The following is a 1,640-nucleotide window of genomic DNA, read 5'->3' on the forward strand; positions in this document are numbered from 1 at the left end:
AGGTTCTTCTTCGTCGATGAACCCATCTACCGGAGACCTCTCTACTTAGAGATCACGACACACCGTCACACACCCGACTTCGAGACACGGCCTAGTAGCACGTGATCGCCGTCAGCGATGTTGAACGCAGCGGCGACCGCATTCGGGGCCGGAACCTCCCCAACCTCCAACAATTCGTAGGAGTACCCACCAGGAGCGGGTGCGAAGTAGGCGCCGACCTCTACCCGGAACGGCTGGCGGTCGCGGACGTACACGCCCTTGCCTTGGCGGCTCGTCAGGTAGCCCTCTGCCTTGAGCACCGCGAGCGCCTTCTGCACTGTCGTGTTGGAGACGCCGAACTCCGCGACCAGATGCGCCGTGGACGGCAGTTGCGTTCCCGGCGCCAGGTCTCCCGCCATGATCCGAGCCCGCATTTCCGCTGCCATCTGCTCATACGGCGGCCGGTCATCTGCGCGTTGCGTCAACGTCGTCAACCCGCGACCAGCCGATACCGCAGGTGACGGCCTTCCGCGAGCATCACCATGACCGACGCTTCGAACGCCGCCCCTTCTGTGTTCAGGCAGGTCCGGGACAGAACGATCACAGGCGTTCCAACCGGCGATGCCAACTCGGCAGCCTCATCGGCCGTGGCGCCCCGGAACACAATGTCCTCTCGCGCCTCGTGCACCCGGTAGCCCAGGTCCGCAAGCAAGGTCACGGCGCCACCCTTGATCTTTCCCGTGTCGGCCAGGGCGGTCCCGCCCGCGACCTCCATCGGGTACCACGAGTCCGTCAGTTCGACCGGCTCTCCGTCCAGCAGCATTGTCCTACGGCGCACCACCGCCATAGCGCCCGACACCAGGCCAAGCGCCGACGCCACCTCCGAAGGCGGGACCTCTGCCGACACTCCCCGCAACCGCTGCGTGCCTACCCTGCCAGCCTGAGCGGCTTCCTCCGACCAGGCGTCACTTTGGCCCTGCTGTCGAGGGGACAGGTAGGGCAGTGAACTCACAACCCACACGACACTTCACCCTTCCAGGTCGAGCACTTCTCGCGAAAACCATTATGGGCACGCTCGTCCTCGCGGGAGCAGACTTGCCGATCATGCGCAGGTAACAGCATGTCCGGCAACCGCCCGTGGTCGGCATCGTGTGTGAGGGTTTTCCCTACTAGGTCAAGGCGCGCGCCGTTGCGGCGCGCGCCTTCGCGCATGGTGGGCCGATGGACGCGGCTTCGGGGCCGCTCGGGTGACGCTGACCGCCGGAGCAGTACCCGGCGGATCGGGCGGTCACCGGCGCCCGGACGGGCACGAGACCGAGCGGGGCCCCTACCCCACTCGGCTCGGCCCTCCGACGCCGTGACGCCCTCCCGCCGACCTGTCCGCCGTCACGCGCACCCAGCGCACCCCCGGCGCGTTCCCATCGGCGAGCCGCGCGAAGTTCCGCGACCGGCAGCCGCGCTTTGTCCCCGATCAGGCTCAGCCCACCGCGCAGGGCACGGCCGCCGGCTGCTCGCCATCGCGCCAGTAACGGCCCAGCTCACTGGCCATGCCGAACCGGTGCAGCTCCCGGAGCCGACGCCGCCCGCTCGACCAGGCCCAGCCGCAGCAGCGCCGAGCGCACCGCGCCCCGACTACGCCCGAAGTGCTGCACCAGATCGGC

General features: G+C 68.2%; 2 protein-coding genes. Both read right to left on the reverse strand.

Annotation, left to right across the window (positions count from 1 at the left end):
- Positions 1–65 precede the first annotated feature (65 nt).
- A complete protein-coding gene (locus ABT299_RS52625; RefSeq protein ID WP_500255473.1) occupies positions 66–473 on the reverse strand; it encodes a GntR family transcriptional regulator in 408 nt (135 codons plus the stop codon).
- Positions 470–1,000, reverse strand: coding sequence for a GntR family transcriptional regulator (locus tag ABT299_RS52630; RefSeq protein WP_500255474.1), 531 nt, complete (start codon positions 998–1,000; stop codon positions 470–472). Before ABT299_RS52630 ends, ABT299_RS52625 begins: the two co-directional genes overlap by 4 nt.
- Positions 1,001–1,640: the final 640 nt, after the last annotated feature.

This window comes from Spirillospora sp. NPDC000708 (assembly GCF_040299565.1).
Lineage (GTDB): Bacteria > Actinomycetota > Actinomycetes > Streptosporangiales > Streptosporangiaceae > Spirillospora.